Raw genomic sequence first — 23,443 nt, forward strand, 5'->3', positions numbered from 1 at the left:
AAGATTTTGATACGGCCAAGCTTTTCAGCGAAAAACACCTGCTGAAAGCTTGACCGGTAACAGAGTATCTACAGGAGCACACCCAATCCCCGGTGAACCCGATCCGTAGGAGCTGCCAAGTGAAACGAGGCTGCGATCTTGCCGCAGGTGCCGCACCCCAGTCCCAAGTGACCCCGATCCGTAGGAGCTGCCAAGTGAAACGAGGCTGCGATCTTTTTCCATGACACCACCGATCACCTATCACACCCATAGCTGGAGTCAACGCAGACAACCCCCTAGAATCGCCCCCACGATTAAAGGAGACGACTTCATGCTGATGGTGATTTCCCCCGCCAAGACCCTCGACTACGAAACACCGCCGGCCACCCAGCGCTTCACCCAGCCGCAGTACCTCGACCATTCCCAGGAACTGATCCAGCAATTGCGCGACCTCACGCCCGCGCAGATCAGTGAGCTGATGCACGTCTCCGACAAGATCGGCGGCCTCAATGCCGCGCGCTTTGGCAGCTGGACGCCTGCATTCACCCCGGAAAACGCCAAACAGGCCTTGCTGGCCTTCAAGGGTGATGTCTACACCGGGCTGAACGCGCAAACCTTCAGCGAAGCCGATTTCGATTACGCCCAGGAACACTTGCGCATGCTCTCGGGTCTGTACGGCCTGCTCCGCCCCCTGGACCTGATGCAACCGTACCGGCTGGAGATGGGCACCAAACTGGCAAACGCCCGTGGCAAGGACCTGTATGCCTTCTGGGGCACGCGCATCAGCGAATGGTTGAACGAAGCCTTGGCCGACCAGGGCGATGACGTGCTGCTGAACCTGGCCTCTAACGAGTATTTTTCGGCCGTCAAACGCAGCGCCTTGAACGCACGCATCATCAATACCGAGTTCAAGGACCTGAAAAACGGCCAGTACAAGATCATCAGTTTCTACGCAAAAAAAGCCCGCGGAATGATGAGCCGCTTCGTCATTGAAGAGCGCATCAACGATCCGCTGGCGCTCAAGCAGTTCGACGTCCAGGGCTATCGGTTCAGTGCCGAGCAGTCTAAACCGGACAACCTGGTATTCCTTCGCGATCACGCTCCCGAGTGATGCACCGGCTCGGCGCACGATCTCCGTGCGCCGACGTTTGATCGTCTGACAATCCCTCACCGAATCGCCGACATTCTGGCGTCAAAAATACAGCGCGCCCTCCCCTAACTTTTGTTTCACTCGACGTCGACGTTTTTTTTCAGTAGTGGCACCGAAAATTTTTCTCTGTAGTGGCACAAAACTATCCCCGGCAATTATACGCCTATATATAAAGGGCGAGACGGCAAGTGCTATCAATATGAGAGCAGTGCCATCTTTCTCTATATTTCAAGAAATTTCAGATTTCGCGATGGGCGGACAGGAACTATGTCCACATGCGTCGCTCATACCACCGGTAACGATTATCCGTGAGGTTGTACGAGATAACTTACGCAGATAAGGGATTCATGCAGCGAAGTTGTCACATGAACTAGCGCTAACTAATCGCTCATTTGGGCAACACTGAAAGGACTGGAGATAAGCCACACTGCTATCCCCTGAAAGGCCAAGGCTGCGCCCCTATAAACGTGCTCGCCTGAGCACCCAACCGCTTGATCTACGGGCCTTTCGCCTGGCATCGAGCGCGCAAGACCTTTGCACGAAGGTCCTCTGAGCCGAGGATCCGCTGCATGACAGGGCAAGCCATAACAATAAAGCCTAGTTACGCACACCTTGAGTGCACTTATTTAGACACTCGGAACTTATATGCCTGTACGCGGCACGGCGGCGCTTGTATGCCGTACTTCCGAGTGCACTTTGACCGCTGAACACCATTAACTCCGGCCATGTAATGGCTTGATAAAACACTGAGGTAATTTGCGATGCGCATCAGCATATTTGGTTTGGGTTACGTGGGCGCTGTCTGTGCCGGCTGCCTGTCTGCACGGGGCCACGACGTGGTTGGCGTCGATGTTGCCAAAGACAAGATCGATATGATCAACGCCGGCAAATCGCCGATCGTTGAACCGGGTCTGGGCGAACTTCTGCGCAAGGGCATCGATACCGGCAAACTGCGCGGCACGACCGACTTCGCCGAAGCGATTCGCGACACCGACCTGTCGATGATCTGCGTCGGCACACCGAGCAAGAAAAACGGCGACCTGGAACTTAACTACATCGAGGCTGTGTGCCGCGAGATCGGTTTTGTCCTGCGTGACAAGACCACCCGCCACACCATCGTGGTTCGCAGCACCGTACTGCCGGGCACTGTCGCAAACGTTGTCATCCCGATCCTCGAGGACTGCTCCGGCAAGAAAGCCGGCGTCGACTTCGGCGTTGCAGTGAACCCTGAGTTCCTGCGTGAAAGCACCGCGATCGCCGACTATGACCTGCCGCCCATGACGGTCATCGGCGAATTCGACAAAGCCTCGGGCGACGTCCTGCAATCGCTGTACGAAGAGCTCGACGCGCCGATCATCCGCAAGGACATCGCGGTTGCCGAGATGATCAAGTACACCTGCAACGTCTGGCACGCCACCAAGGTGACCTTCGCCAACGAGATCGGCAACATTGCCAAGGCCGTCGGTGTCGATGGTCGTGAAGTGATGGAAGTGGTCTGCCAGGACAAGACACTGAACCTGTCCCAGTACTACATGCGCCCTGGCTTCGCCTTCGGCGGTTCCTGCCTGCCCAAGGACGTGCGCGCCCTGACCTTCCGCGCCGGTTCCCTGGACGTCGAAGCGCCGCTGCTGAACTCGCTGATGCGCAGCAACGTGTCGCAGGTACAGAACGCCTTCGACATCGTTTCCAGCCACGACAAACGCAAAGTCGCCCTGCTGGGCCTGAGCTTCAAGGCCGGCACCGACGACCTGCGCGAAAGCCCGCTGGTCGACCTGGCCGAAATGCTGATCGGCAAGGGTTACGACCTGAGCATCTACGACAGCAACGTCGAGTACGCCCGTGTCCACGGTGCCAACAAGGACTACATCGAATCGAAGATCCCTCACGTCTCGTCCCTGCTCAACTCCGACTTCGACGATGTGATCAACAACTCCGACGTGATCATCCTCGGCAACCGTGACGAGAAATTCCGCGCCCTGGCGCAGAACGCTCCGCACGGCAAGCAAGTGGTCGACCTGGTTGGCTTCATGTCCCAGGCCACCAGCGTCAAAGATCGCACCGAAGGCATCTGCTGGTAACCGCAAGGCATCTCTTCGGCGCCGCGCAACAACTGTGCGAACCCGTCGTAGGAGCTGACGAGTGAAACGAGGCTGCGATCTTTTCAGGGTCACTTGAGTTCTGAGCGAACCCTGAAAGATCAAGATCAAAAGATCGCAGCCTTCGGCAGCTCCTACACAGGTTCACCCGGGTTTCGAGTGAACCCGAAAAGATCGGTGTCACCCGTAACCTTGCAAGTTTTTTGTAAGCCTGCCTTAACCCCATCGGGCCACCCCACAGGCTCGCCCGAGATCGAGACGGATGCAGATTATGCACAGGCTAAAGCACGGCCTACTTCAGGCCGCCGGCTGGCTGTTTTACCTCACTATTTTGATGGGCATCGCCATGGCGCTGCCTGTGTCCACGTTCGACTCCGAGTCGAAGGACTTCATCTTCCTGATCGGTATCGTCGGTATCTGGCGCTACTCGATGGGTGCCACGCACTTTCTGCGCGGCATGCTGTTTCTGTACGTGGTCTACCCGCACCTGCGCCGCAAAGTGCGCAAGCTGGGCAAGGCGGCGGACCCGTCCCACGTCTTCCTGATGGTTACCAGTTTCCGTATCGACGCGCTGACCACCGCCCAGGTCTACAGCTCGGTGATTCGCGAAGCGATCGACTGCGGCCTGCCGACCACCGTGGTCTGCTCCATCGTGGAAATGTCCGATGAGCTGCTGGTCAAAAGCCTCTGGTTGCGGATGAACCCGCCAGAGCGGGTCAAGCTCGACTTCGTGCGCATTCCCGGCACCGGCAAACGTGATGGCCTGGCCTACGGTTTCCGTGCGATCTCCCGGCACATGCCGGACGACCGTGCGGTTGTCGCCGTGGTCGATGGCGACACCGTGCTCGCCGAGGGCGTGGTGCTCAAGACCGTGCCGTGGTTCCAGCTGTTTGGCAACGTCGGCGGCCTGACCACCAACGAGTTCTGCGAAGTGCGCGGCGGCTACATCATGAGCGAGTGGCACAAACTGCGCTTCGCCCAGCGCCACATCAACATGTGCTCGATGGCTCTGTCCAAGCGCGTCCTGACCATGACCGGCCGGATGTCGGTGTTCCGCGCCACCGTGGTGACCGACCCGGACTTCATCGCCGACGTGGAAAGCGACTCGTTGCAACACTGGCGCCTGGGCCGCTTCAAGTTCCTCACTGGTGACGACAAGTCGAGCTGGTTCAGCCTGATGCGCCTGGGCTACGACACGTTTTACGTGCCGGACGCGGCGATCCACACCGTGGAACACCCGCCGGAAAAGAGCTTCATCAAGGCCAGCCGCAAACTGATGTTCCGCTGGTACGGCAACAACCTGCGCCAGAACGCTCGCGCCCTGGGCCTGGGGGTCAAACGCCTCGGCCTGTTCACTTCGGTGGTGCTGTTTGATCAACGCGTATCGATGTGGACCTCGCTGCTGGGCCTGACCGTGGCCATCATCGCCAGCTTCAAGTACGGCACCGCGTTCATCCTGGTCTACCTGCTGTGGATCGGCATCACCCGCCTGATCCTGACCCTGCTGCTGTCGTGCTCGGGTCACAAGATCGGCCCGGCCTACCCGGCGATCCTCTATTACAACCAGATCGTCGGCGCGCTGGTGAAGATCTACGTGTTCTTCCGCCTCGACCAACAATCCTGGACCCGCCAGGACACCAAACTGACCCGTGATCTCGCCAGCTTTCAACGTTGGTTCAACACCTGGTCGTCTCGGACCATGACCTTCTCCGCCGGCAGCATTTTTGTCGCCGTGCTGCTGATGATGGTCTGACCGCCCCCTTATTGAATTAACCAGGAAATCGCCTATATGAATACCGCCGTCAACGCCAACGTAGTGCACGAATCAGAAGCCCAGCGCCAACACGCCCGCGTGAAAATCCCGGCGAAGCTGCGTTTCTTCGGTCCCGACCGGACCCCGATTGAAGCCCGGGTCCTCGACCTTTCCGCCGGAGGCCTGGCCTTCAACGCCGGCCAGCTGCCGCTGAAGATCGGCGACGTGCACAAGGCTCGCCTGCAATTCGTGATCGACAACCTCGGCCTGGCCATGGACGTGGAACTGCAAGTGCGCTCGTTCGATCGCCAGACCGGTCGCGCCGGTTGCCAGTTCCAGAACCTGGAACCGCAGGACATCTCGACTCTGCGTCACCTGATCACTTCGCACCTGTCCGGCGACATCGTCAGCATGGGTGAAGTACTGGCGACCCTGCAGCGCGACAACTTCACCAAGGCGCGCAAAATGAAGGACGGCGGCCACGGCATGACCCCGTTCGGGCGTTTGCGTGCGGTGACGTTCAGCCTGGCGATTTTCCTCGTCGGCCTCACGGCGTTCGGTTTCATCTTCAAGTCGGTGTACGGCATGTACTTCGTCAGCCACGCCCAGGCGGGTCTGGTCAGCGTGCCGGGCATGAACATCACCATGCCCCGCGACGGCACCGTGCAGAGCCTGATCAAGGCCGACGGCATCGCCGCCAAAGGCGCCCCACTGGCGACTTTCAGCACCAGCATGCTCGATGTGCTCAAGGGCCATCTGGAAGAAGACCAGCTGCAGCCGGCCAAGGTTGAAGAGCTGTTCGGCAAGCAAATGACCGGCACCCTGACCTCGCCGTGCGACTGCACCGTGTCGCAGCAACTGGTTGCCGACGGTCAGTACGCCAGTAAGGGTGACGTGATCTTCCAACTGGTACCGCGCAACAGCGAAGCCAACGTCGAAGCGCGGTTCTCGTACCGCCAGTTCAGCGACGTGCGCCCGGGTACCCAGGTCAGCTTCCAGATCGCCGGCGAAGACAAATCCCGCACCGGCAAGATCGTCAGCAGCACCAGCCTGAAAAGCGCCGACCTGTCCTCCGACATCCGCGTCCTGATCCAGCCGGACGAGCCGCTGGACAGCAAGTTCGCCGGTCGCCCGGTTGAAGTGAACAGCGACCGTGGCCCAAACCTGAACTGGCTGATCGACAAAGCCATGGCTGCTGGTTTGTAACCGGAGGACATGCCCGTGACGATTCCACTTATCCTCAGAACACCGCAATCCCTGTGGGAGCGAGCCTGCTCGCGATGGGATCGCTGCGGTTTGTCTGATGCACCGAGCCGCTTGAATCGCCAGCAGGCTGGCTCCCACAGGGGTGCGATGTGTGCACTGGCCCTGGCGGTCAGCCTCGCTGGCTGCGCCGGCCTGCCCGACCAGCGCCTGGCCAACGAAGCCCTCAAGCGCGGCGACACCGCCCTGGCCCAGCAGAATTACAAGCAACTGGCCGACCTCGGCTACAGCGAAGCCCAGGTAGGCCTCGCCGATATCCAGGTCGACAGCCGTGACCCGGCGCAGATCCGGCAGGCCGAGGCGACTTATCGCGCGGCCGTCGATGTCTCGCCGCGGGCCCAGGCGCGCCTGGGTCGCCTGCTGGTGGCCAAGCCCGGTTCCACCGAAGCCGAACAGCACGAAGCCGAAGGCCTGTTGAAGAAAGCCTCGGCCAATGGCCAGGGCAATACCCTGATTCCACTGGCCATGCTGTACCTGCAATACCCCCACAGCTTCCCGGACGTCAACGCGCAACAGCAGATCAGCCAATGGCGCGCCGAAGGCAAGCCTGAAGCCGGTCTGGCCCAGGTGCTGCTGTATCGCACCCAAGGCACTTACGACCAGCACCTGGACGAAGTCGAGAGCATCTGCAAAGCCGCGCTCAATACCACCGACATCTGCTACGTCGAGCTGGCCACGGTCTATCAGAAACAGGCCAAGCCCGAGCAACAGGCCGAGCTGATCAAGCAGATGCAAGCCGCCCATGCCCGCGGCACGGTTTCCGCCCAGCGAGTGGACAGCGTCGCCCGCGTCCTCGGCGATGCAACCCTTGGGACTACCGACGAGAAAACCGCCCAGTCGCTGCTCGAAGGCATCGCCCCCGGCTACCCCGCTTCCTGGGTCAGCCTGGCGCAACTGCTCTACGACTTCCCGGAACTGGGCGACGTCGACACGATGATGAAGTACCTGGACAACGGCCGCGCCGCCGATCAGCCGCGCGCCGAACTGTTGCTGGGCAAGCTCTACTACGAAGGCAAGATGGTCCCGGCCGACGCCAAGGCAGCCGAAGAACACTTCCAGAAAGCCGTCGGCCGCGAAGTGGCAGCCGATTACTACCTCGGCCAGATTTATCGCCGTGGCTACCTGGGCAAAGTCTATTCGCAAAAGGCCCTGGACCACCTGCTGACCGCTGCGCGCAATGGCCAGAACAGCGCCGACTTCGCCATCGCCCAGCTGTTCTCCCAAGGCAAGGGCACCAAGCCTAACCCGCTCAATGCCTATGTCTTCAGCCAGCTGGCCAAGGTTCAAGACACCCCTCAAGCCACCGAGCTTGCGCAAACACTCGAAGCCCAACTGCCGCCTGCCCAGCTCGCCGAGGCCCAACGCCTGTTGAAACAGGAACAGGCCGTTCGTGGTGCCTTGAGCCAGAACACGCTGCAACTGCACGCCCTGCAAGAAGAAGACGGCGAGGAATCCCTATGAAGTTGAATCCCTTTGTGCAGGCCGGCATTGGCCTGACGTTCGCCTTGCTGTGGTCGTGCCCGACCCTGGCGGCACTGACTGAAACCCAGAACTACGGCCTGGACGTGAAAATCACCGGCCAGTCCGAGGACGACCGTGACCTGGGTACCGCCAGCGGCGGCGACGTCAGCGGTGTGGGCCTGGACCTGCGCCCCTGGATCTACGGCGAAAGCGGCGCGTGGAGCGCCTACGCCATGGGTCAGGCGGTGACGTCCACCGACATCATCGAAACCGACACCCTGCAGCAGTCCGATAGCGACGGCACCCAGACCACCGACAACAGTGATCGCAAGACCAAGAAGAACTACCTGGCCATGCGCGAGTTCTGGGTCGGCTACAGCGGCCTCACGCCTTACCCGGGCGAGCAGTTGAAGCTGGGGCGCCAGCGCCTGCGCAACGACGACGGCCAATGGCGCGACACCAATATCGAAGCGCTGAACTGGACCTTCGATACCACCCTGTTGCGCGCCAACGTCGGCGTTGCCGAACGCTTCAGCGAATACCGCACCGACCTCAAGGAACTCGCGCCCAAGGACAAGGATCGCCTGCACGCCTATGCCGACGCGGCCTATCAGTGGACACCGGGCAACTGGGTCGGCGTTCGCGGTCACCACACCCACGACGACGGCAAGCTCGACTACCCGGAACCGGGTGTAGCGGGCGACTCGCTGGACAAGCAGCAGAACGGCGACATCAGCTGGCTGGGCCTCACCGCCGACAGCGACGCCTATAACTACCGCAACACCAACACCCTCAATTATTGGGGCAGCATCACCGGCATGAGCGGCGACACCGACACGGTCAATGCGCTGAATGCCGACGGCACCCGTCCGGCCGAAGCCAAGCGTGGTGAAGACCTCAACGGCTGGGCCACCGACATTGGCGTACGCCTGCGCCTCGATCAGCAATGGCAAGTCGGTGCCGCCTACGCCCGCGCCAGCGCCGATTACGAACAGAACGGCCTGGAAAGCAACCGCTCGACCTACACCGGTACCCGTTCGCGCGTGCACCGTTTCGGCGAAGCGTTCCGCGGCGAAATGAACAACATGCAGACCGCCACCTTGTTCGGTTCCTGGATGCTCAACGACGAATACGACGCCAGCCTGATCTACCACAAGTTCTGGCGCGTCGACGGCAACAAGCCGGTCGGCAGCAACGGCATCAATGCGGTACAGAACGACACCGACGACGTCACCGGTGCGGTGCTCTCCAGCACTTCCCTGCCACTGGAAGACGGCACCAAGGACCTGGGTCAGGAGATGGACCTGGTGGTCACCAAGTACTTCAAGCAAGGCTTGCTGCCAGCCTCCCTGAGCCAGTCCATCGACGAGCCTTCGGCCCTCGTGCGTTTTCGTGGCGGCGTGTTCAAGCCGGGTGATGCGTATGGCAAGGACGTCGACTCGTACATGCACCGTGCGTTCATCGACGTGATCTGGCGCTTCTGATGCCAACTGCGAAGGGAGTGCCCGACATGAACAATCCGAAGCGAGGTTCAATCACCTTGCTGGCCGGCGCGATGCTGCTGGCAAGCGCGGCCGCCTTCGCCAACGTGGAGCCGGCGAGCAAGCCGGTGACCATGGGCAAGGAACTGCAACAGGCCAAAACCTACACCGTTACCAGTGCGCCGACTGCGCCGCTGGAGCTGGCAAAACCCAAGCTGCCGGACACCTCCGGCTACACCGCCGAAGCCATTGCCGCCAAGATCGTTCGCACCAAGGCCGGCAAAGTCAGCGTGCGCCGGATGATGCAGGAAAACGCCCTGAAGGATTTCATCGGCGGCGATAACAAGATGGCCGAATGGGTAGTGCGCCAGCACGGCATCCCCCAGGCGATCTTCATCGACGACGGCTACATGAACCTCAAGGACCTGGCGAAGAAGCTGCCCAAGCAGTACTTCAGCGAAACCTCGCCGGGGGTTTACCTGGCGAAGTTGCCGATCGTGGTCGGTGAAAAAGGCATCCTCGAAATCGACCAGCAGACCCAGGAACTGCGCCTGTCCCAGGAGGCCGGCTCGTTCCTGGTCAACGACGGCCAGCTGTTCGTGCGTGATACCAAAATCACCGGCTGGCGCGAGAAGGAAAATGGCCCGGCGACCTTCAAGTCGCCCAAGGAATTCCGTCCGTTCCTGTTGTCCTGGGGCGGCACCGAGACCTACATCGCCAACAGCAAGCTCGCCAGTTTCGGCTACGCCAACAGCAAGTCCTACGGCGTGAGTATTTCCCAATACACGCCGAACATGGCCAAGGTGCTCAAGCGCGCCGAACCGACCGGCTGGATCGTCGGCTCCGAGTTCTCGGACATGTGGTACGGCTTCTACTGCTACGAAACCGAAGGCTTCGTGGTCAAGGGCAATACCTACAAGGACAACATCGTCTACGGCATTGACCCGCATGACCGCTCCCACGGCCTGATCATCGCCGACAACACCGTGTACGGAACCAAGAAGAAGCACGGGATCATCATTTCCCGTGAGGTCAACGACAGCTTCATCTTCAACAACCGCAGCTACGACAACAAGCTGTCGGGCCTGGTGATCGACCGGAACAGCGTCAACAACCTGGTCGCCTACAACGAGATCTACAAGAACCACACCGACGGCATCACCCTCTACGAGAGTGCCGACAACCTGCTGTATGGCAACAAGGTGATCAGCAACCGTCGCCACGGCATCCGCATTCGTAACAGCGTGAACGTCCGCCTCTACGAAAACCTGGCCATGGCCAACGGCCTGACCGGCGTGTACGGCCACATCAAGGACCTGAGCGATACCGACCGCGACATCAAGCTCGACCCGTTCGACGCCCAGGTCTCGCTGATCATCGTTGGCGGCGAACTGGCCGGCAACGGCAGCGGCCCGCTGTCCATCGACTCGCCCTTGAGCGTCGAGCTGTATCGCGTATCGATGCTCGCCCCGACCAAATCCAGCGGCATCAGCTTCAACGGGATTCTTGGCGAACGCCAGGATGAAATTCTCGACCTGCTGGTACGCCAGCAGAAAGCCGTGCTGATCGACCCTGTCGAACGCCAGACCGAACTGCAGGACTGAGGATAATTTTATGCACCCACACTTGATCAAATTACTCAGCCTGTCGGGCCTGACCCTGGGGATTCTCGCTGCCAGCAACGGTGTACGCGCCGACGAGCTCAAGGCGCCGGATTTTACTGCCGAACCTTGCTGCAACCTGTGCCCCGAAGCCCATGACGCGAAGAACTACACCACGCGTTACCAGCAGAACTTCACCACGCTGGTGCAGGCCCAGGGCGACTGGCTGTTCCGTACGCAGGAAGACTTGCGCACCGAGTTCGACACCACGCCAGCCGGCTACAAGCGCATGCAGCAACTGCACGATGCGTTCAAGAGTAAAGGCGTCGAGCTGGTGGTCGTGTACCAGCCCACCCGTGGCCTGGTGAACCGCAACAAGCTCAATCCGCAGGATAAAGCCCAGTTCGATTTCGACAAGGCGCTGAAGAACTACAAGACCATGCTCGGGCGTTTCGCGCAAATGGGCTACGTAGTGCCGGATCTGTCGCCGCTGACCAACGAATCGCTGCCCGACACCCTGCCCGCCCACGATTTCTATTTCCGCGGCGACCAGCACTGGACCCCGTATGGCGCCCAGCGCACGGCGAAAATCGTGGCCGAGAAGGTCAAGCAGATTCCTGCCTTTGCCGACATTCCCAAGCGTGAATTCGAGACCCATAAGTCGGGTCGCATGGGCAAGACCGGAACATTACACAATATGGCCGGTCAACTCTGCGGCACCAGTTACGCCATCCAGTACATGGATCAATTCACCACGGAACCCAAAGGCGAAGCCGCCGATGGCGATCTGTTCAGCGACTCCGGTAATCCGGAGATCACCCTGGTCGGTACCAGTCACAGTGGCAAGAACTACAACTTCGCCGGTTTCCTTCAAGAGGCCATCGGCGCTGACATCCTCAACGTAGCGTTCCCTGGCGGTGGCCTGGAAGGTTCGATGCTGCAGTACCTGGGCAGCGAAGAATTCCAGACCAAGCCCCCGAAGATCCTGATCTGGGAATTCTCGCCGCTCTATCGCCTCGACCAGGAAACCATCTACCGCCAGATGATGGCGCTGCTGGATAACGGTTGCGAAGGCAAGGAAGCACAGATGACCGGCAGCACTACATTGAAGCCGGGCAAGAACGAATTGATGGTCAACAGCAAGAACCTGAACCTGCAAAACAGCAGCCACCAGGTTGACATCCGGTTCGCCGATCCATCGGTGAAAACCCTGCAAGCCACCCTCTGGTACATGAACGGTCGCCACGAGGACATCAAGATCGACAAACCGGAAACATCCGACACCGACGGGCGTTTCGCCTTCGAGTTGCGCACGGACGAAGACTGGGCCTCGCAGAATTTGCTGGCCGTCGAAGTCCAGGGCCCTGAAGCAGGTGCCGCGCCGCAGAAAGTCGAAGCGAAAATCTGCAAACGCAACGTGTTCCCTGGCGCTGGGCAGCGTACCGCTCAAGCCGGGCAATGAGGTTACCTCTTATGACATGCATGCAATCGCGAACGCTGAAGAAGTTGCTCGCACCTTCTCTGCTGACGCTGGCGATGTTCGCCGGCGCCACCCAGGCCGCCGCACCACTGCGGCCGCCCCAGGGTTACTTCGCGCCGATCGAGAAAGTGAAGACCGGCGACTTCAAGGATGGCTGTGATGCCATGCCGACGCCCTACACCGGCTCGCTGCAATTTCGCAGCAAGTACGAAGGCTCCGACAAGGCCCGTTCGACCCTGAACAAAGCATCGGAAAAAGCCTTCCGCGACACCACTGCAGATATCACCAAGATCGAGCGCGGCACCAGCAAGCGCGTGATGCAGTTCATGCGTGACGGTCGCCCGGAACAGCTCGAATGCACGCTCAACTGGTTGACCGCGTGGGCCAAGGCCGATGCGTTGATGTCCAAGGACTTCAACCACACCGGCAAGTCCATGCGCAAATGGGCGCTGGGCAGCATGGCGTCTTCGTACATCCACCTGAAATTCTCCGACTCGCATCCGCTGGCGAACCATCAGCAGGAGTCGCAGTTGATCGAGGCCTGGTTCAGCAAGATGGCTGATCAGGTGGTGAGCGACTGGGACAACCTGCCGCTGGAAAAAACCAACAACCACTCTTACTGGTCCGCCTGGTCGGTGATGGCAACTTCCATCGCCACCAACCGCCGCGACCTGTTCGACTGGGCCGTGAAGGAATACAAGGTCGGTGCCAATCAGGTCGGTGCCGATGGCTTCCTGCCTAACGAAATGAAGCGTCAGCAACGCGCCCTCGCCTATCACAACTACGCCCTGCCGCCGCTGTCGATGATCGCCAGTTTTGCGCTGGTCAACGGTGTGGACGTGCGTCAGGAAAACAACGGCGCGCTCAAACGCCTGGGTGATCGAGTGCTCGCCGGGGTTGAAGACCCTGAGGCATTTGAGAAGAAGAACGGCAAGGAACAGGACATGACCGACCTCAAGGTCGACTCGAAATTCGCCTGGCTGGAACCGTTCTGCACGCTCTACACCTGCTCCCCTGATGTGCTTGAGAAGAAGCGCGAGATGCAACCGTTCAAGACGTTCCGGCTGGGGGGTGACCTGACCAGGGTCTACGACCCGGCCAGCGAAAAAGGCAAAGGCTCATAGAGCCGCACATAGCCCCGTAGGGTCAGTGTCGAGTTTGGGTTTTTTGGGTTAACCCCCCGGTTGTTCGTGGGGGGTTTGGGGGGGCCGTTGGCCCTTGAATGTTGGTTAAACACGGAGAGATCGGGATGGTATTTTCATCCAATGTGTTCCTGTTTCTGTTCTTGCCGATCTTTCTCGGCATGTACTATCTGAGCGGAATACGCTATCGCAACCTGCTGCTGCTGCTCGCCAGTTACGTGTTCTATGCCTGGTGGCGCGTGGACTTCCTTGCACTGTTCGCAGCCGTCACGCTGTGGAACTACTGGATCGGCCTCAAAGTCGGCGCCGCCGGCGTGCGTACCAAACCGGCACAGCGCTGGCTGCTGCTCGGCGTGGCTGTCGACCTGTGCATTCTGGGCTACTTCAAGTACGCCAACTTTGGCGTCGACAGCATCAATGCGATGATGACCTCGGTCGGCCTGTCGCCCTTCATCCTGACCCACGTGCTGCTGCCGATCGGTATCTCGTTCTACATCTTCGAGTCCATCAGCTACATCATCGACGTCTATCGCGGTGATACCCCGGCGACACGCAACCTGATCGACTTTGCCGCTTTCGTGGCGATCTTCCCGCACCTGATTGCCGGCCCGGTCCTGCGTTTTCGCGACCTCGCCGATCAGTTCAACAACCGCACCCACACCCTCGACAAGTTTTCCGAGGGCTGCACGCGGTTCATGCAGGGTTTCATCAAGAAAGTCTTCATCGCCGACACCCTGGCAGTGGTCGCCGACCACTGCTTTGCCTTGCAGAACCCGACAACCGGCGACGCCTGGCTCGGCGCCCTGGCCTACACCGCGCAACTGTATTTCGACTTCTCCGGCTACAGCGACATGGCCATCGGCCTGGGCTTGATGATGGGTTTCCGCTTCATGGAAAACTTCAAGCAGCCGTACATCAGCCAGTCGATCACCGAGTTCTGGCGGCGCTGGCACATCAGCCTGTCCACCTGGCTGCGTGACTACCTGTACATCACCCTGGGCGGTAACCGCAAAGGCACGCTGACGACCTATCGCAACCTGTTCCTGACCATGCTGCTCGGTGGTCTGTGGCACGGTGCGAACATCACCTACATCATCTGGGGTGCATGGCACGGCATGTGGCTGGCGATCGAAAAGGCCCTGGGTCTGAATACCTCGCCACGCAGCATCAACCCGATCCGCTGGGCCCTGACGTTCCTGCTGGTGGTCATGGGCTGGGTCATCTTCCGCTCGGAAAACCTGCACGTCGCCGGTCGCATGTACGGTGCGATGTTCAGCTTCGGCGAGTGGTCGCTGTCGGAACTCAACCAGGCCAGCCTCACCGGCCTGCAAGTGGCGACCCTGTTCGTGGCCTACGCCACCCTGGCGTTCTTCGGCATTCGTGATTTCTACAGCAACCTGCCGCCTGAAAAGTCCAAACCTGCGGTGGACGCTACGGCCGAAGGCCCGGCGACTGCCACCCCTGGAATGATCAAGGCCGTACCGGGCGACAACCCGGCCAGCATCCACGAACCCGGCTACACCGTTGGCGTTGAAGCCACCGTGCAACCGGCCTACTGGACCGCTGACTGGTCGCGTTACGTGATGCGCACCCTGGTACTGCTGCTGTTCATTGCCTCGATTTTCAAACTGTCGGCGCAAAGCTTCTCGCCGTTCCTTTACTTCCAGTTCTGAGGGATCTGACCATGACCCGCTCATTACGTCTGTTCTACATCGCCCTGTTCATGGTGATCCTGGTGGTCCTGGGGCTGTGGTCCACGCGCAGCTTCCTGGGCTTCAGCACCAACGCCGAAACCACGGTACTCAACGGGCGCTGGGCCAAAGCGGTCGAGACGCACTACGACGAAGAGTTCCCGATCAAGCGCCTGGGCACCAACCTGTGGGCTGCGCTGGACTTCAAACTGTTCAACGAAGGTCGTCCGGGCGTGGTGCTCGGTCGCGATCAATGGCTGTACAGCGATGAAGAGTTCAACCCGATCGTCAACGAAGAGTTGAACCTGCAAGGCAACTACGCGCTGGTCGAAGGCGTACGCCAGACCTTGAAAGACAAAGGCGTGAAACTGGTGATGGCGATCGTGCCGGCCAAGGCGCGCCTGTATCCGGAGCACCTGGGTGACGTGAAGCCCTCGAGCATTCACGGCAACCTGTACCAGGACTTCCACGCCCGCGTGGCAGCCAACAAGATCCTCGCCCCGGACCTGCTCGGCCCGTTCAACCAGGCCAAGCTCAGGGGTGAGCAAGTGTTCCTGCGCACCGACACTCACTGGACGCCGGAAGGCGCGCAAGTGGCTGCCGAAACCCTGGCCAAAACCATTACCGCCAAGTTCCCGCTGAGCGGCGAACCGCAACACTTCGTCACCCAGCCAGGGGAGAAAGTCACCCACAAAGGCGACCTGCGCCTGTTCCTGCCGCTGGACCCGCTGTTCGAAAACCTGATGCCGGCACAAGAGCCGTTGCAGAAGCGCAACACGGTCGCCACTGGCGAGCAGCCAGCCGGTGATGACGCCCTGTTCGCCAACACCGAAGTTCCCGTGGCGTTGATTGGCACCAGCTACAGCGCCAACCCGAACTGGAACTTCGTCGGCGCGCTGAAACAGGCGCTCAACAGCGACGTGGTCAATTACGCCGAAGACGGCCATGGCCCGATTCTGCCGATGCTCACCTACCTCAAAAGCGACGCTTTCAAGAACAGCCCGCCACAGGTGCTGATCTGGGAGTTTCCTGAACGTTATCTGCCTGTGAACAACGAAATCGGTGACGCCGACCCGCAGTGGGTCGCAGAGCTTAAACAAGCCGGCGCCCGCCAACAAAACGTAGCCGCAAACACTAAATCCGAGACGCCCGACCGGGCGCAAAACTGAAAGAGAGAGGTACTACCATGACTTTCACTACAACTCCTCGTCGTCTCGCCAAGACCTTTGCACTGGCCGCGACCTTCAGCGTCCTGTCGATGAACGCATTCGCCGGTGGCGACTCCGCGCTCTACGGCCCGACCGCACCGAAAGGCTCGAGCTTCGTGCGTGTCTACAACGCAGGTAATGCTGAAGTCAGCGCCACCGTCGGCAGCACCAACCTGGCCGAAGTCGCGCCGCTGTCCAGCACTGACTTCAGCTTCATGCCGGGCGGCGACTACAGCGCCAAGGTCGGCAGCCAGTCGCTGCCGGTAAAACTGGCCGGTGACCACTATTACACCCTGGTCAACAACGCCAGCGGCGCGCCGCAACTGATCGAAGAACCGCCGTTCAAGAACAAGCAGAAATCCCTGGTACGCGTGCAAAACCTGAGCGACAAGGCCCTGACCCTGAAAACGGCTGACGGCAAGACTGAAGTTGTGCCGTCCGTGGCGGCCAAGGGCCGTGGCGAGCGTGAAATCAACCCGGTCAAAGTCAGCCTGGCCCTGTACGACGGCGCCACCAAAGTCGGCGACGTGAAACCGGTTGCCCTGGAACGCGGTGAAGCCGCCGTGCTGTACGTCACCGGCAAAGGCAGCAGCCTGTCGCCAGTCTGGGTAAAACGCCCGGTTTCGACGCGCTAATCATTTTTTCGGAAGGCTGACACCCACCGGGGCCTTGAAACGGGCCCCTGTAGGAGCTGCGTCGACCTTCTGACACGGAACAAAAACAAGAGTGAAACGACACAGCGTTCGTAGCTCTAACCAAACGATTTTCAAGGAGTAACAACATGATTCCGGTGATCTTGTCAGGTGGTAGCGGCTCACGTCTTTGGCCGCTTTCGCGTAAGCAATTCCCCAAGCAGTTCCTCGCCCTGACCGGCGAGCACACGCTGTTCCAGCAAACCCTGGAACGCCTGGTGTTCGATGGCATGGACACCCCGATCGTGGTCTGCAACAAGGACCACCGCTTCATCGTCAACGAACAGCTCAGTGCCCGCAAGCTGGAGACCCAGCGCATCCTCATGGAGCCGTTCGGTCGCAACACCGCGCCTGCGGTAGCCTTGACCGCGATGATGCTGATCAACGAGGGTCGCGATGAGTTGATGCTGGTGCTGCCGGCCGACCACGTGCTCGAAGACCAGAAAGCCCTGCAGCGAGCCCTCGCCCTGGCGACAGTCGCTGCGGAAAACGGCGAAATGGTGCTGTTCGGCGTGCCGGCCACCAAACCGGAAACCGGCTACGGCTACATCAAGTCGACCAATGATTCGCTGCTGCCCGAAGGCGTCAGCCGCGTCTCGCAATTCGTCGAGAAACCGGACGTGAAACGCGCCACCGAGTTTGTCCAGTCCGGCGGTTATTTCTGGAACAGCGGCATGTTCCTGTTCCGCGCCAGCCGTTTCCTCGAAGAGCTGAAGAAGCACGATCCGGACATCTACGACACCTGCCTGCTGACCCTTGAGCGCAGCGAACAGGACGCGGACACCATCACCTTCGACGAAGCCACCTTCGCCTGCTGCCCGGACAATTCCATCGATTACTCGGTGATGGAAAAAACCCAACGCGCCTGCGTCGTGCCACTCACGGCCGGCTGGAGCGACGTCGGCTGCTGGTCGTCGCTGTGGGAGGTCAACGAGAAGGACGCCAACGGCAACGTCACCAAAGGCGACGTGGTGATCCAGGACAGCAAGAACTGCATGATCCACGGCAACGGCAAACTGGTGTCGGTGATCGGCCTGGAAAACATCGTGGTGGTCGAAACCAAGGACGCCATGATGATCGCGCACAAGGACTCGGTCCAGGGCGTGAAACAGATGGTCAATACCCTCAACGAGCAGGGTCGCAGCGAAACGCAGAACCACTGCGAGGTCTATCGCCCGTGGGGTTCCTACGACTCGGTCGACATGGGTGGACGCTTCCAGGTCAAGCACATCTCGGTCAAGCCGGGCGCGTGCCTGTCACTGCAGATGCACCACCACCGCGCCGAACACTGGATCGTGGTCAGCGGCACGGCGGAAGTGACCTGCGACGACAACGTGTTCCTGCTGTGCGAGAACCAGTCGACCTACATTCCGATCGCTTCGGTTCACCGCTTGCGCAACCCGGGCAAGATTCCACTCGAGATCATCGAAGTGCAATCGGGCAGCTACCTGGGCGAAGACGATATCGAGCGGTTTGAAGATATCTACGGTCGCTCCACCCCGATCGAGCGTGGCGTGTCGGTGAAAACCATCGCGCAGTAAGCGTTCAGCAAAACAGGAAGCCCCCGCCCAGACCGCTGCGAATCCCCATCCGCAGCGGGTTGGTCGGGGGCTTTTTTGTAATCCATCAAGATCAAAAGATCGCAGCCTTCGGCAGCTCCTACAGGGTGCGCGCCGCCATGTAGGAGCTGCCGAAGGCTGCGATCTTTTGACTTTGGCACTGCCCATCGCCAACCTCCCCTGCGCTTAGGTAGGATGACGTCCTCTAACCCTGAGGTTTCGCGTCATGTTTATCGGCGTCCTGCTGGTCATTACCTGGCTGGTCCTGCTCCTGCGCTACCCCGCCAAAGCCTTGCCGGTGTCCCTGGCGGCCGCCGTTGGGCTGGGCCTCGTGGCCACCTGGGTCATCTGGATGGATCATCGCGAGCTCAAGCAACTCGAACGCCTGGAGCTACGTATCAGCTATGCACCACAGAGCTGCCCCGCAGACCGGCCGTTGCACCTGACCATGAACAACGCCAACGACGTGCCGCTGACCGAACTGCGCTGGCGTGTCGGCGCCTATGCGCCGGGCGACACGGTCAACCTCGCCGACAACCAATACACCGCACCGCGCTACCGTGGCCCTGGCGAATTGCAGGCCGGTGGCAACTGGGAAGACTGTTTGCCCATGCCGCCGTTGCGTCCCGGTTATCGCCCGGAAACCCTCGAGTTTCGCGCCGAGCGTCTGCAAGGCAGTTTCTCCGACTGACCTCTCCACTTTCTCCTGCACAAGGACTGCGTCATGCCGATTGCGTTGATTACCGGTTGTTCCAGCGGCATTGGCCGCGCCCTGGCCGACGCCTTCAAGGCGGCCGGTTACGAAGTCTGGGCCAGTGCCCGCAAACCCGAAGACGTGGCCGCGTTGAGCGCTGCCGGCTTTACCGCCGTGCAGCTGGACGTCAACGACGCTGCGGCGCTGGAGGTATTGAGTGCACGGATCAACCAGGAGCGCGGCGGCCTCGATGTGCTGATCAACAACGCCGGGTATGGCGCCATGGGGCCGCTGCTCGATGGCGGTGTGGCGGCGATGCAGCGCCAGTTCGAAACCAATGTGTTCGCGATTGTCGGTGTCACCCGCGCAATGTTTCCGGTGCTGCGTCGCACCAAAGGCCTGGTGGTGAATATCGGCAGCGTATCCGGGGTGCTGGTGACACCATTCGCCGGCGCCTACTGTGCGTCGAAGGCCGCGGTACATGCCTTGAGCGATGCGCTGCGCATGGAACTGGCGCCGTTTGGTATCCGCGTCATGGAAGTTCAGCCGGGCGCAATCGAGTCCAGCTTCGCGAAGAATGCCGGCCATGAAGCCGAACAATTGATCACCGAGCAATCACCGTGGTGGCCGCTGCGTGAAGGCATTCGTGCGCGGGCCAAGGCCTCGCAAGACAACCCGACCCCGGCCACTGAATTTGCGGCGGGGCTGCTCAAGGCTGTGCAACAAAACAAACCACCGCGACTGCTGCGGTTGGGCAATGGCAGCCGGGCGTTGCCGTTGCTGGCGGGGTTGTTGCCCAAGGGATTGCTGGAGTCGGGGTTGATGAAGCGGTTCGGGTTGCGTGGGCAGCTCTGATACCGAGTCGACCCAGCAATACGTAGCGTTTCAGAGTCCGTTGTTGACGATCACCGTACAGGTAATCCCCGCCGCCAACAGCACCCCCTCCGGTACCTCGTCGATGTGAATCCGTACCGGCACCCGCTGGGCCAGACGTACCCAGTTGAAGGTCGGGTTCACATCGGCGATCAGCTCGCGGCTCTGCGGGTTGTCCCGATCGTAGATGCCGCGGGAAATACTCTCGACATGTCCCTTGAGCACTTCGCCGCTCATCAACTGCATGTCCGCCTTGTCGCCCACCCTTACGTGGGGCAGCTTGGTTTCTTCGAAGAAGCCGTAGACCCAGAACGAGTTCATATCCACCACGGCCATTTTTGCTTCGCCGATGCGCGCATAGTCGCCACGATGCACGTTGAGATTGGTGACATAACCGTCGACTGCAGCACGTACTTCGGTGCGCTTGAGATTCAGTTGCGCCGCTTCCAGTTGCGCCTGGGCGTGCTGGTAATCAGCCAGGGCCGAGTCGGCGATGTTGCTGGCGTCGTCGCGGTTCTCTTTGGAGATCACCAGCGCGTCCATGTCGGCGCGACGATGGGCGTTGACCTTGCGCATTTCCCAGGTCGACTTGCGTGAGGCCACCAGCGCCTGGGCCTGTTTGACCGCGATGCGGTAGTGCTCGGGATCGATCTGCATCAACAGATCGCCTTTGCGAACCAACTGGTTGTCGCGCACCGGCACATCCACCACTTCCCCGGTGACATCGGCGGCAACGTTGATGATGTCCGCGCGCACCCGGCCATCGCGCGTCCAGGGTGTGTCCATGTAATGCACCCACAGGGTCCGGCCGATCCATATTGCAAGCGCCAGCACCAGCAACGTGGCGAGCAGGCTGAAAAGCTTTTTCATCAAGGCATTCTCTAAGGCAGAGAGTCAGTGGTAGACAGTCAGCGCCAAGGCGCCAAACAGACAGGTAAACAGGCTCAGGCGCAGCAACGCCGGGTGCCAGAAAAAACGGTAGAGGTCGAACCCGGACAGGAACCGGTCCAGGGCCCAGGCCAACGCGACGGCGAGGAAGAACATCAGCGTCATGGTCGGCATGTACACGCCGTGGAAGGCAATTTCACGAGGCATGATCAAGTCCTTGGGGCCGGGTGGCGGCATACGCGGCCAATGGCGATTGCGGGTCCAGCAGCGAGGTGCGGATGAAGTGCAGGTAGCTCTTGACCCGACGTAGCGCCGAGGTATCAAAGTGCGGCGCGAAAGGTTCGTCGGTGGCCTGTACGCGACTGATGGCGTGGTCGACGGCGATCAGGCCGCGCTCCAGATTGCTCTGGCTCGGCTGCAGGAACAGGCGCACCAGGGAGCGACCCATCACGCGAATCGCCTGGCGCCACGGCTGGGACTCGGCATAGGCCGGATGCACCGGCAGGATCGCCTGCTCCTTGCGCAACTCGATGATCGCGTGGCCGACTTCCAGCACCACGAACATCCAGCGCAACAAGTCTCGTTGCACCTGAGGCTGACCCGCCGCGAGCCCGTAGGCCTGGTGCAGCAGGTCGCGGGTGCGGCTTTCGAAACTGGAGGCCAGGCCCTTGAGCTTGCCGCTGATGGCGAACACCACCTGGCCGCGCAGGTCCTGCTCCAGCCGGCGCCACAGCCAGCGGCTGTTGGGCGGTAAAATGATCGCCCCGGCGGCCGCGCACACCAGCATGCCCAACACCATGGCGATGTAGTCGTTGATGAAAGTGTAGGGGTTGTAGACCGTGAGGTTATCGGGGACAGATCCAGTGCTGAAGAAGATCAGCAGGCCCAGGCCCACACCGGCATATTGCGGCCGCGACGACAGGAACGAGCCCAGCACGATTACTGGCGCGAGCATCACGCACAGCAACGGGAAACCGTCGATCCAGGGGAAGATGAAAAACATCTCGATGAAACCGATCAGCGCGCCGAGGAGGGTCCCGCAGGCCATTTGAAACGCCATGCGCTTGGGGTTCGCAGTGGCAGCGGACAGGCCAATGGTCGCGGCGGCAATCAGGGTCATGGTCGCCCCGCTCGGCCAGGCCGTGGCCACCCAGTAACTGCCCAGCACCACCAGCACAAACGCCGCGCGAATGCCTGATGCGGCCGCCGCCAGCCAGTTGGTCTGCGGGGTGAACGGCTCGTCCCACTGCTCCCGCGCATGGCGGTGCTCGGCCAGCGAGGCGTGTGTCTGGGCGTACCCGTGCAGGTCGTCGACGAAGCGATACAGCAACTCGTACGCGGTATGAAAATCCAGCTGCTCGGAATCGCTCGGTTCACTCTCCTGGAATGTTGCCCGCAAGCTGCGCACCCGGGCTGGCAAATGCTCCTTGTAGGTCGCCAAAGCCAACGCCAGGCGTGCGGCATCGGGGCTGGTCAGGGCGCGACCGCTGAAGTTGTCGAGCAGTTCGGCCAGGTCCTGCAGGCCCGGGGTGATGGCCGCCACCACGTGATCGGTGCCACTGCTGCGCAGCCGTTCCAGCAACTGATGCAGGGCATTAAATCGGGTGGTGATGCCCATGAACTCGCTGTTCAGGCGATTGAGGCGGCCATTGCGCCGGCGCATGTGCGGGTCCTCGAATACGGTGACACTGCGCAGGCCTTCCAGGCCGACAGCTTCAGCAATAAACCGCACGTTGCTGGCTTCAAACGCGTCCCGCTGGCTGCGGCCGCGCAAGCCATCGGTGACGAACAGGGCAAACACGCCAAAGCGTTGATACAGGGCATTGCGCATTGCCGCACTGGCGGTTTGCGGCAAGATCGCGGCGCTGACCAGGGTGGCGCAGAGAATCCCCAGGGAGATTTCCAGCACCCGCCAGACGGCCGCCATGAAGGCGCCGTCCGGATGGGCCAGCGCCGGCAGGCCGACCATCGCGGCGGTGTAGCCGGCCAGCACAAACCCGTACGCGCGAAAATTGCGGTAACGCGCCGCCCCCGCCGAACAGATGCCGACCCAGATCGCCAGCGAACCCAGGAACAGTTCGGTGTTCTGCCCGAACAAGGCAATCAGCGCCACCATTACCGCCGAACCCGTCAGCGTACCGAGGAAGCGGTAGAAGCTCTTGGCGAACACCTGACCACTTTGCGGCTGCATGACGATGAACACGGTAATCATCGCCGTACGCGGCTGCGGCAGTTCCAGGCGCATTGCCAGCCACAGGGTCAGGAAGGCGGCGAACAGCACTTTAAAGATGTAGACCCAGGTCACGCCATCGCTGCGCGCCCAGTCAAAAAAGCCCCGGCGCCATTCGAGGGAGTACAGCCAGCGCAGCGGTGCGGGCAAGGGTGTCATGGTGTCCTGCTCAATGAAATTTTGTCGGACGCAAGCCCTGCAG

At 60.7% G+C, this 23,443-nt stretch carries 18 protein-coding genes; 15 read left to right on the plus strand and 3 right to left on the minus strand.

The genetic code is table 11. The features are described from left to right. The first annotated feature begins 310 nt into the window (after window positions 1-310). The 15 genes from yaaA to AAEZ09_RS08230 all read left to right on the plus strand — a co-directional run bounded on the left by yaaA (window position 311) and on the right by AAEZ09_RS08230 (window position 20,105). The gene (gene yaaA / locus AAEZ09_RS08160) at window positions 311-1,090 is read left to right on the plus strand and encodes a peroxide stress protein YaaA (RefSeq protein WP_350598980.1); all 780 of its coding nucleotides are present in this window, start codon (window positions 311-313) and stop codon (window positions 1,088-1,090) included. A gap of 800 nt (window positions 1,091-1,890) precedes the next feature. Continuing rightward, window positions 1,891-3,207, plus strand: a complete 1,317-nt coding sequence (locus AAEZ09_RS08165; RefSeq protein WP_045061371.1) for a nucleotide sugar dehydrogenase — start codon at window positions 1,891-1,893, stop codon at window positions 3,205-3,207. Between the two features lie 289 nt (window positions 3,208-3,496). Then, window positions 3,497-4,978 carry a mannuronan synthase gene (alg8, locus tag AAEZ09_RS08170; protein WP_412548515.1) on the plus strand — a complete coding sequence of 494 codons (1,482 nt, stop codon included), beginning with the start codon at window positions 3,497-3,499 and terminating at the stop codon, window positions 4,976-4,978. 36 nt (window positions 4,979-5,014) lie between these two features. Further along, a complete protein-coding gene (locus AAEZ09_RS08175) occupies window positions 5,015-6,184 on the plus strand; it encodes an alginate biosynthesis protein Alg44 (protein ID WP_045061373.1) in 1,170 nt (389 codons plus the stop codon). A gap of 15 nt (window positions 6,185-6,199) precedes the next feature. Then, on the plus strand, window positions 6,200-7,702 hold the full coding sequence (algK, locus tag AAEZ09_RS08180) for an alginate biosynthesis TPR repeat lipoprotein AlgK (RefSeq protein WP_350598982.1): 1,503 nt from the start codon (window positions 6,200-6,202) through the stop codon (window positions 7,700-7,702). Beyond that, on the plus strand, window positions 7,699-9,186 hold the full coding sequence (locus tag AAEZ09_RS08185; RefSeq protein ID WP_350598985.1) for an alginate export family protein: 1,488 nt from the start codon (window positions 7,699-7,701) through the stop codon (window positions 9,184-9,186). Before algK ends, AAEZ09_RS08185 begins: the two co-directional genes overlap by 4 nt. Before the next feature lie 26 nt (window positions 9,187-9,212). Continuing rightward, a complete protein-coding gene (gene algG, locus AAEZ09_RS08190) occupies window positions 9,213-10,787 on the plus strand; it encodes a mannuronan 5-epimerase AlgG (RefSeq protein WP_205892992.1) in 1,575 nt (524 codons plus the stop codon). Between the two features lie 10 nt (window positions 10,788-10,797). Continuing rightward, window positions 10,798-12,246 carry an alginate O-acetyltransferase gene (locus tag AAEZ09_RS08195; protein WP_205892991.1) on the plus strand — a complete coding sequence of 483 codons (1,449 nt, stop codon included), beginning with the start codon at window positions 10,798-10,800 and terminating at the stop codon, window positions 12,244-12,246. 11 nt (window positions 12,247-12,257) lie between these two features. Continuing rightward, window positions 12,258-13,388 carry a mannuronate-specific alginate lyase gene (locus AAEZ09_RS08200; RefSeq protein ID WP_350598987.1) on the plus strand — a complete coding sequence of 377 codons (1,131 nt, stop codon included), beginning with the start codon at window positions 12,258-12,260 and terminating at the stop codon, window positions 13,386-13,388. 125 nt (window positions 13,389-13,513) lie between these two features. Continuing rightward, the gene (locus AAEZ09_RS08205; protein ID WP_045061379.1) at window positions 13,514-15,079 is read left to right on the plus strand and encodes an MBOAT family O-acyltransferase; all 1,566 of its coding nucleotides are present in this window, start codon (window positions 13,514-13,516) and stop codon (window positions 15,077-15,079) included. A gap of 11 nt (window positions 15,080-15,090) precedes the next feature. After that, window positions 15,091-16,266 carry an alginate O-acetyltransferase gene (locus AAEZ09_RS08210; RefSeq protein ID WP_045061380.1) on the plus strand — a complete coding sequence of 392 codons (1,176 nt, stop codon included), beginning with the start codon at window positions 15,091-15,093 and terminating at the stop codon, window positions 16,264-16,266. Between the two features lie 17 nt (window positions 16,267-16,283). Then, window positions 16,284-16,940 carry an alginate O-acetyltransferase AlgF gene (locus tag AAEZ09_RS08215; protein WP_045061381.1) on the plus strand — a complete coding sequence of 219 codons (657 nt, stop codon included), beginning with the start codon at window positions 16,284-16,286 and terminating at the stop codon, window positions 16,938-16,940. A 146-nt stretch (window positions 16,941-17,086) separates the two neighbouring features. Next, window positions 17,087-18,538: a mannose-1-phosphate guanylyltransferase/mannose-6-phosphate isomerase gene (locus tag AAEZ09_RS08220; protein WP_045061382.1), complete on the plus strand. Its 1,452-nt coding sequence runs from the start codon at window positions 17,087-17,089 to the stop codon at window positions 18,536-18,538. A gap of 244 nt (window positions 18,539-18,782) precedes the next feature. After that, complete coding sequence (locus AAEZ09_RS08225; RefSeq protein ID WP_045061383.1) at window positions 18,783-19,247, plus strand: multidrug transporter; 465 nt, start codon at window positions 18,783-18,785, stop codon at window positions 19,245-19,247. 33 nt (window positions 19,248-19,280) lie between these two features. Further along, window positions 19,281-20,105 carry an SDR family oxidoreductase gene (locus AAEZ09_RS08230; RefSeq protein WP_045061384.1) on the plus strand — a complete coding sequence of 275 codons (825 nt, stop codon included), beginning with the start codon at window positions 19,281-19,283 and terminating at the stop codon, window positions 20,103-20,105. A 30-nt stretch (window positions 20,106-20,135) separates the two neighbouring features. Here the strand turns inward: AAEZ09_RS08230 and AAEZ09_RS08235 are convergent, their stop codons facing one another. From AAEZ09_RS08235 to AAEZ09_RS08245, 3 genes are read right to left on the minus strand one after another with little or no spacing between them, the layout of a single operon-like run. Continuing rightward, on the minus strand, window positions 20,136-20,993 hold the full coding sequence (locus AAEZ09_RS08235) for an efflux RND transporter periplasmic adaptor subunit (protein WP_045061385.1): 858 nt from the start codon (window positions 20,991-20,993) through the stop codon (window positions 20,136-20,138). 24 nt (window positions 20,994-21,017) lie between these two features. Beyond that, window positions 21,018-21,218 carry a DUF1656 domain-containing protein gene (locus tag AAEZ09_RS08240; protein WP_045061386.1) on the minus strand — a complete coding sequence of 67 codons (201 nt, stop codon included), beginning with the start codon at window positions 21,216-21,218 and terminating at the stop codon, window positions 21,018-21,020. Beyond that, window positions 21,208-23,400 carry an FUSC family protein gene (locus tag AAEZ09_RS08245; protein ID WP_045061387.1) on the minus strand — a complete coding sequence of 731 codons (2,193 nt, stop codon included), beginning with the start codon at window positions 23,398-23,400 and terminating at the stop codon, window positions 21,208-21,210. The genes AAEZ09_RS08240 and AAEZ09_RS08245 overlap by 11 nt, the downstream gene beginning before the upstream one ends. Window positions 23,401-23,443: the final 43 nt, after the last annotated feature.

Source organism: Pseudomonas sp. 65/3-MNA-CIBAN-0223, assembly GCF_040310425.1.
Taxonomy (GTDB): domain Bacteria; phylum Pseudomonadota; class Gammaproteobacteria; order Pseudomonadales; family Pseudomonadaceae; genus Aquipseudomonas; species Aquipseudomonas gregormendelii.

Excerpts from the sequence above, each read along its gene's own strand:
- yaaA (WP_350598980.1), top strand. The coding sequence starts at position 311 with ATGCTGATGGTGATTTCCCCCGCCAAGACCCTCGACTACGAAACACCG.
- AAEZ09_RS08165 (WP_045061371.1), top strand. The coding sequence starts at position 1,891 with ATGCGCATCAGCATATTTGGTTTGGGTTACGTGGGCGCTGTCTGTGCC.
- alg8 (WP_412548515.1), top strand. The coding sequence starts at position 3,497 with ATGCACAGGCTAAAGCACGGCCTACTTCAGGCCGCCGGCTGGCTGTTT.
- AAEZ09_RS08175 (WP_045061373.1), top strand. The coding sequence starts at position 5,015 with ATGAATACCGCCGTCAACGCCAACGTAGTGCACGAATCAGAAGCCCAG.
- AAEZ09_RS08185 (WP_350598985.1), top strand. The coding sequence starts at position 7,699 with ATGAAGTTGAATCCCTTTGTGCAGGCCGGCATTGGCCTGACGTTCGCC.
- algG (WP_205892992.1), top strand. The coding sequence starts at position 9,213 with ATGAACAATCCGAAGCGAGGTTCAATCACCTTGCTGGCCGGCGCGATG.
- AAEZ09_RS08195 (WP_205892991.1), top strand. The coding sequence starts at position 10,798 with ATGCACCCACACTTGATCAAATTACTCAGCCTGTCGGGCCTGACCCTG.
- AAEZ09_RS08200 (WP_350598987.1), top strand. The coding sequence starts at position 12,258 with ATGACATGCATGCAATCGCGAACGCTGAAGAAGTTGCTCGCACCTTCT.
- AAEZ09_RS08205 (WP_045061379.1), top strand. The coding sequence starts at position 13,514 with ATGGTATTTTCATCCAATGTGTTCCTGTTTCTGTTCTTGCCGATCTTT.
- AAEZ09_RS08210 (WP_045061380.1), top strand. The coding sequence starts at position 15,091 with ATGACCCGCTCATTACGTCTGTTCTACATCGCCCTGTTCATGGTGATC.
- AAEZ09_RS08215 (WP_045061381.1), top strand. The coding sequence starts at position 16,284 with ATGACTTTCACTACAACTCCTCGTCGTCTCGCCAAGACCTTTGCACTG.
- AAEZ09_RS08220 (WP_045061382.1), top strand. The coding sequence starts at position 17,087 with ATGATTCCGGTGATCTTGTCAGGTGGTAGCGGCTCACGTCTTTGGCCG.
- AAEZ09_RS08225 (WP_045061383.1), top strand. The coding sequence starts at position 18,783 with ATGTTTATCGGCGTCCTGCTGGTCATTACCTGGCTGGTCCTGCTCCTG.
- AAEZ09_RS08230 (WP_045061384.1), top strand. The coding sequence starts at position 19,281 with ATGCCGATTGCGTTGATTACCGGTTGTTCCAGCGGCATTGGCCGCGCC.
- AAEZ09_RS08235 (WP_045061385.1), bottom strand. The coding sequence starts at position 20,993 with ATGAAAAAGCTTTTCAGCCTGCTCGCCACGTTGCTGGTGCTGGCGCTT.
- AAEZ09_RS08240 (WP_045061386.1), bottom strand. The coding sequence starts at position 21,218 with ATGCCTCGTGAAATTGCCTTCCACGGCGTGTACATGCCGACCATGACG.
- AAEZ09_RS08245 (WP_045061387.1), bottom strand. The coding sequence starts at position 23,400 with ATGACACCCTTGCCCGCACCGCTGCGCTGGCTGTACTCCCTCGAATGG.